Origin of the sequence: Rhodococcus sp. R1101, from assembly GCF_000278445.1 — a bacterium.
Lineage (GTDB): Bacteria > Actinomycetota > Actinomycetes > Mycobacteriales > Mycobacteriaceae > Rhodococcus > Rhodococcus gordoniae.
Map to the genome: position 1 here is coordinate 1 of NZ_AJVB01000201.1, position 6618 is coordinate 6618.

General features: G+C 68.3%; 6 protein-coding genes. 3 read left to right on the forward strand and 3 right to left on the reverse strand.

The window, feature by feature from the left end; genetic code table 11:
• Positions 1–1812: SbcC/MukB-like Walker B domain-containing protein (locus R1101_RS31000; protein ID WP_016933946.1), on the forward strand; the 1812-nt coding region annotated here is incomplete at its 5' end.
• A gap of 7 nt (positions 1813–1819) precedes the next feature.
• On the opposite strand, the gene R1101_RS0113505 is transcribed toward R1101_RS31000, so the two are convergent.
• Entirely contained in the window at positions 1820–3061 is a 1242-nt protein-coding gene (locus R1101_RS0113505) for an AI-2E family transporter (protein WP_026003239.1), read from the reverse strand.
• A gap of 154 nt (positions 3062–3215) precedes the next feature.
• On the opposite strand from R1101_RS0113505, the gene R1101_RS0113510 reads away from it, so the two are divergent.
• Together R1101_RS0113510 and ychF are read left to right on the forward strand one after the other, a co-directional pair.
• Positions 3216–3653, forward strand: a complete 438-nt coding sequence (locus R1101_RS0113510) for a hypothetical protein (protein WP_016933948.1) — start codon at positions 3216–3218, stop codon at positions 3651–3653.
• A 36-nt stretch (positions 3654–3689) separates the two neighbouring features.
• Positions 3690–4769 (forward strand): redox-regulated ATPase YchF, encoded by a 1080-nt coding sequence (gene ychF, locus R1101_RS0113515; protein WP_016933949.1) that lies wholly within the window; start codon positions 3690–3692, stop codon positions 4767–4769.
• A 68-nt stretch (positions 4770–4837) separates the two neighbouring features.
• On the opposite strand, the gene R1101_RS0113520 is transcribed toward ychF, so the two are convergent.
• Together R1101_RS0113520 and R1101_RS29260 are read right to left on the reverse strand one after the other, a co-directional pair.
• Positions 4838–5515, reverse strand: a complete 678-nt coding sequence (locus tag R1101_RS0113520; RefSeq protein ID WP_232284748.1) for a response regulator transcription factor — start codon at positions 5513–5515, stop codon at positions 4838–4840.
• Positions 5476–6618: sensor histidine kinase (locus R1101_RS29260; protein ID WP_016933951.1), on the reverse strand; the 1143-nt coding region annotated here is incomplete at its 5' end. The genes R1101_RS29260 and R1101_RS0113520, both read right to left, overlap by 40 nt.

Consider the following 6618-nt stretch of genomic DNA (forward strand, 5'->3'; position numbering starts at 1 on the left):
GAGATCGAAGCCGAGCGCGAGAATCGCGCCGGGCGCCGGCGTGCCCTCACCGACGAGCGGCAGCAGGTGATCGACGAGCGTGTCGCGCTGCCCGAGCGGTCGGCCGCCGCCGCCGATGCGGTCGCCGAGGCCGAGCGGGCAGCGGCCATGCTCGCGGGTCTGTCGACCGCACGCACCCACGCCGCCGACGCACTCGAGGCCGCCGTCGAACTCGCTTCGCGCCGAACCGAACTCGATCGCCTCGAAGGTCGGGTGCTGCAGCTGCACTCCGAATTCAACGAGGCTCGCGCTGCGCACCTCGACGTCCGGCAACGGCGGATCGACGGGATGGCCGCCGAACTCGCGGCACGTCTCACCGACGGAGAACCGTGTGTGGTCTGCGGTTCCACCGAACATCCCGCGCCTGCCCGCCCGGCGCCCGACACCGCGACGAAGGCCGACGAAGAAGGCGCCCACGCCGCCGAGCAGCGCGCCGCCACCGCGCTGGCCGAGGCGCGCGAGGCCGCCACCGACCTCGCCGGGATCGTCGCCGTTCTCCGGCAGCGTTGCGGCGACGTCGAACTCGCCGAGCTCACCGCCGCCCACGCCGAGGCGGTTCGCGCCCACGACGAGGCCGCCACCGTTGCGGGCCGGCTCGACCACCTGCGCGCGGTGGTCGAGGATCTGCGCAAGCGCGACACCGTCCTGGCCGAGCAGGAGAAGCGGCTCGACGCCGAACTGTCGGATCTCGCCCGCGAGGACGCAGTCCGCGCCGCCGAAGTCACCGAGATCACCGAGCGCATCGTCGAGGCCGTCGGCGACCTCGATCTGCTCGCCCCCCGGCGCAGGGCGGTCGCCGCGTTGTCCGCCGCCGCGACCGCACTTCTCGATGCCCGCACCGCGGCCTTCCAGGCGCGGACGGCCGCCGACGAGCGTGCCGCCGACGCCCGCACTGCTGCCGTCGAGGCGGGTTTCGCTCACCTCGACAGTGCTCTCGCCGCGGTCCGGCGGCCCGAGAGACTCGCCGAGATCGACCGCGTCCTGCGCGCTGCCGACGACGAACGCGCCGTCGCAGGCTCCACGCTGAACGACCCCGCGATCGCCGCCCTCACCGGGGACGAGGTCGCCGACGTGACAGCGGCCCGCACGGTGGTGGACGACGGTGCCGCCGCGGTGGAAGCCGCTCTGCGTGCGGCCACCGAGGCCGAGCGCCGGCACCTCGACATCGAGACCTACACCCGGCGGCTCGAGCGTGCCTGCGCCGAACTCGCTCCGTTGCTCGACGAGCACGCCGAACTGTCCGCGCTCGCCGACGTCGTCGCCGGGATGGGCTCGAACGCCAAGAAGATGTCGCTCCGCTCGTACGTGCTCGCGGCACGACTCGAGGAGGTCGCCGACGCGGCCTCCGAAAGGCTCCGCAGGATGTCCGGTGGCCGTTACGAATTCGTGCATTCCGACGCGGTCGAGAGCCGTGGCCGTCGCGGCGGTCTCGGCCTCGACATCCACGACGAGTACACCGGCGCCGTGCGGTCGACGAAGACGTTGTCGGGAGGTGAGTCCTTCCAGGCGTCGCTCGCGCTCGCCCTCGGGCTCGCCGACGTCGTCGCCGCCGAGGCCGGTGGGCTCGTGCTCGACACGATGTTCATCGACGAAGGGTTCGGCTCGCTCGACGCCGACTCCCTCGAGGCCGTCATGGGTGTGCTCGACGAACTACGCGCGGGAGGCCGCGTGGTGGGTGTGGTCAGTCACGTCGACGAGATGCGCCAGCGCATCCCGAGCAGGCTGCACGTGATCCGTGGCCGCTCGGGATCCACCGTCCGCGTGGCGAGCTGACCGTCCCTCACTCCTCGGAGGCGGCCGGCTCCGGCGGGGCAGGCTTGGCGTTCTTCGGATCGGGCACCGAGGTGTCGCCCGGAGCCGGCAGTGCCTTCGTCTCGTCCTCTCCCTCCCGGGCGCGTTCGTCGATCTGTTCGCCGATGTAGCGGATGACCACCGCGGCCACCGCCGCAACGGGTACGGCCAGGAACGCGCCGATGATGCCGAACAACGACGATCCCGCCGTCACCGCGAGCAGCACCACGGCCGCATGCAGATTCATCGACCGCGACTGCAGCACCGGCTGCAGCACGTTTCCCTCGATCTGCTGCACCGCGATGATGAGGACGAGCACGATGAGCGCCGTGGTGAAGCCGTTCGCGACGAGCGCCACCAACACGGCCAGCGCACCTGCGACGAACGCACCGACGATGGGTACGAACCCGCCGATGAACGTGAGGATCGCCAGCACCGGGGCGAGCGGCACTCCGAGGATCACCAGGCCGATACCGATGAACAGAGCGTCGATGAAGCTCACCAGGGCCTGGGTGCGGATGAACCCGCCGAGCGTGGTCCACATCCGCCTGAGGATCTCGTCGAAATGGCGTCCGGCGCGGCGGCCGCTCACCCTGCGCAGCCAGGGCAGGAACCGCGGGCCGTCCTTGATGAAGAAGAACGCCAGCACAAGGACGAGAGCGAGCGTGACGAGCAGCGAACCTGCCGTGCTCACGCCGGAGAACACACCCCCGGCGATCGTGGCGGCACTGCCCTGCACTCGCTCGACCACCGCGTGGACGGCATTGTCGAGCTGCTCGTCGCGCAGGTTGATCGGGGGTCCCTTCACCCACTCCTGCACGGTGTTGATGCCTTCGGTGGCCTTGTTGGCCAGGTCGGGCATCTGGGACACCACCGAGGGCACGATCCCGGCGATGATGCCGCCGACGACCGCGAAGAACATGACGAGGGTCAGGCCGGCCGCGCCGGCCGGCGGCACGCCACGTTTGGTCATGAAACGGGTGGGCGGCCACAGAATCGTGGAGACGACGATCGCGAGCGCGACCGGCAGCACGATCACCCACATCTTCTCGATGATCCAGCCGATCACCACGGCGGCAGCAGCGATGACGACGAGGCAGGCCGACCACTTGGCGAGCCAGATTCCGCCCGTGCCCAGCAGGCTTGCCCGGTCGGGTGTCACCGACGGCTTCTCACTGCTGTTGCCGCGGGGCGCGGTCTTCGATTCGGTCAACGACGGTCCTTCCGACATGTATCGAGCTCGATACCGATCGACAGTCGCCAATCTACGGTCACCGAGCGCCGCGCGTGATCCGGACGACACGACGGAAACGGCGATGAAGGGTCCCCGTCCGTGGCATTCTCGAAACGTGACGAACCGAACGAGCACGACCCGACGTCTGCGTGTGGCCGGTGCGACTGTGGCGATCGCCGCCGCCTTCGCGCTCACCGCGTGCAGCTCCGACGACACTCCCAGCGACGAGGACGTGCGCTCCTCGGCGGATGTCGCGGTCACGAGCGTTCAGGAGCAGGCAGAGGGCGCCATCTCGTCGGTGCAGAGCGTCGCGTCCAGCGCGGCCGAGCGGGCCGGCGACATCTTCGACAAGGCGAAGCTCGACGTCTTCGTCGCGGCCTTCCGCACCGGTTACCCGCAGCTGTCGGCCGACCGGGAGACGCAGGACATCGAGTCCATCGTCACCGAGACCTGCCCTCTCATCGACGAGGGTGCATCCGACCAGGAAGTGAACGCGAAGGTTCAGGAAGTCGCGGCCAACGGATCGACCGTGCCCGACGAAGATCAGGCTGCGCGCATCGCGCAGTTGGTACGCGTGGCGTGCGGGTGAAGTGAGCCGGGGATGGCCGCGTAGAATACCGATTCCGTGAGCCTTACCCTCGGAATCGTCGGTCTTCCCAACGTCGGCAAGTCGACGCTGTTCAATGCGCTGACCAAGAACGATGTGCTGGCCGCGAACTATCCGTTCGCCACCATCGAGCCCAATGTCGGCGTCGTCGAACTGCCCGATCCGCGGCTGAACCGGCTCGCCGAGATCTTCGGTTCCGAGCGCATCCTCCCGGCGACCGTCTCGTTCGTCGACATCGCCGGCATCGTGAAGGGCGCCTCCGCGGGTGAGGGCATGGGCAACAAGTTCCTCGCCAACATCCGCGAAGCCGACGCCATCTGCCAGGTCGTGCGTGTGTTCGACGATCCGGACGTGGTCCACGTCGACGGCAAGGTCGACCCGATGGCCGATATCGAGGTCATCGCGACCGAGCTGATCCTCGCCGACCTGGAGACGATCGAGCGGGCACTGCCGCGACTCGAGAAGGAATCCCGGAAGAACAAGGAACTCGTCGCCCAGCTGGAGGAGACGAAGAAGGCGCAGGCGATCCTCGAGGACGGCCGCACCATCTTCTCCGCCCAGGCCGAGGTGAAGAGCGAGCTGCTGCGCGAGCTGCACCTGCTCACCGCCAAGCCGTTCCTGTACGTCTTCAACGCCGACGAAGCCGTCCTCACCAACGAGGAGCGCAAGGAAGAGTTGCGTCAGGCCGTCGCCCCGGCCGACGCCGTTTTCCTCGACGCCAAGGTCGAGTCCGAACTCCTCGAACTCGATGAGGACGAGGCGATGGAACTGCTCGAATCCATCGGCCAGACCGAGGCGGGACTGAAGCAGCTCGCGCGCGCCGGATTCCACACCCTCGGTCTGCAGACCTACCTGACGGCCGGCCCGAAGGAATCGCGGGCCTGGACGATCCGCAAGGGCGACACCGCCCCCAAGGCGGCCGGTGTGATCCACACCGACTTCGAGCGCGGATTCATCAAGGCCGAGATCGTCTCGTTCGCCGACCTCGACGCGGCCGGTTCGATGGCCGAAGCGAAGGCCAAGGGCAAGGTCCGCATGGAGGGCAAGGATTACGTCATGGCCGACGGCGACGTGGTGGAGTTCCGCTTCAACGTATAGCAGCGTGCCGAATCTCCACTCCTCGCGATCGTGCGCAGCTCGGACCGGTCGATCGAGGGCGCTGCCCCCTACACTCCGGAGCCGTCGACGAGACCGGCGTCGAGCGCCAGGACTGCCGCGTGTGTGCGGTTGCGCGCACCGAATTTGGCGAGAATCGACGACACGTGTGTCTTCACCGTCTCCCGGGTGACGTGGAGCGCTTCGGCGATCTCACGGTTCTCGGCACCTCGCACCAGCGCCTCGAGAACTCGTAATTCGGTCGGGGTGAGCGCCGGTCCGTTTCGGGCACGGTGGCGCGGCGTCGACATGAGATCGCGTACTCGTTCGGGAAAGAGGACCGAACGACCACCTGCGACGGTACGTACCGCGTTCGCCAATTCTGTGGCTCCGCTGCGTTTGAGGACGAAACCGGAGGCTCCGAGCCGTAACGCCTCGACGAGATAGGCGTCGTCGTCGAAGGTGGTCATCATGACCACCGCCGGTGCTTCGGGCGATCGCACGATTCGGCGCGCCGCTTCGAGACCGTCCAGTCGGGGCATCCGGACGTCGAGCAGCAGCACGTCGATATCGTCGCGCTTCTCGGTGAGTTCGATGGCGCCGACGCCGTCGGTGGCGGTCGCGACCACGGCGAGGTCGTCGACCGCCCCGAGGATCGTCGCGAGACCGTCGAGCACGAGTGGATCGTCGTCGACCACCGCGACCCTGATCACGATCCCTCCAGCGGGAATCGTGCCCGTACGATCCACGATCCGTCCTCCTCGTGGATGGTGAGAGTGCCCTCCGCGTGGTCGGCGCGGGTGCGCATCGTCGTCAATCCCATGCCTCGGCGACGGGAGGCGACACCCGGACCGGGGGAGCCGGTGGAATCTGCGATCCCGTTCCGCACGAGGATGTCCAGGATGTCGCCGTGGTTCAGTTCGATGCAGATGTGGCCGTCGCCGTGGCGGAGTGCATTGGTCAACGCCTCGCGCACCACTTCTACTGCTGCGGTCGCGGTGGGTTCCACGAGTCGCTTCGGCGGATCACCGGATTCGACGAGGTCGGCACCGGCAAGATCGGCCATCGACCGTATCTCCTCGAGGGGGTGCCCCCGGGCCGGTGTATCGTCGCTCGGTGCGGTCAGCCGGCCGATGGTGTTGTCCAGCTGTGCGAGAGCCGCACGGCCGAGTTCTTCGATCGCGTCGAGATGCCGATTCTGTTCCTGCGAAACGGCTTTGGCTGCCTGTGCTTGCACGGTCATGGCCGTGAGTGTGTGGCCGATCGAATCGTGCAGTTCGTGGGCGAGGCGTGTGCGCCAGGTGAGTTCGGTGTTCGCTGCGCGAAGTTCGTCGAGACGGTCGGTGGCGGTCGGTGCGAGCATCATCGGAGCGAGTCGTCGCTCGAGGATCGCGGTGCCGACGAGCACTGCCAGGGCAACGATCACCGCGCCCAGCCCGATCGCCGCGCGCACCGGTGTCGGCATGCCGGTGAGAATCCCTGCCGATCCGACCCGCTCGGCAGGGAAGAACAGACCCACCCCACTCGGCAGACCGATCAGCAGTGCGATGAGTGCAACGGAACCGAGTGCCATGCTGGTCAGCGCCCACCACAGACCTTGCCGGCGTGCCGCCCAGTCGTGTGGATCGCGGGTATCGGGCACGGTGACGTCGAGGAGAGTCCGGGCCGCGGTGACCTCGAGGGATCTCACGCCCGGCGCGGTGAGGACCGCGCCTACGACGACGATCGTGAGCGCACCGAGCGCCGACACTGCCACGGTGATCTCCCAACGCCCGAGATCGATGTTCGTTGCGATCGCCGCACCGAACAGCACGCCCAGAGCGGCAACCGACGACGCCGCGGCCGCACCGAT

Bases quoted from the DNA above. Each gene is read 5' to 3' on its own strand.
- R1101_RS0113505 (WP_026003239.1), bottom strand. From the start codon at position 3,061: ATGTCGGAAGGACCGTCGTTGACCGAATCGAAGACCGCGCCCCGCGGC.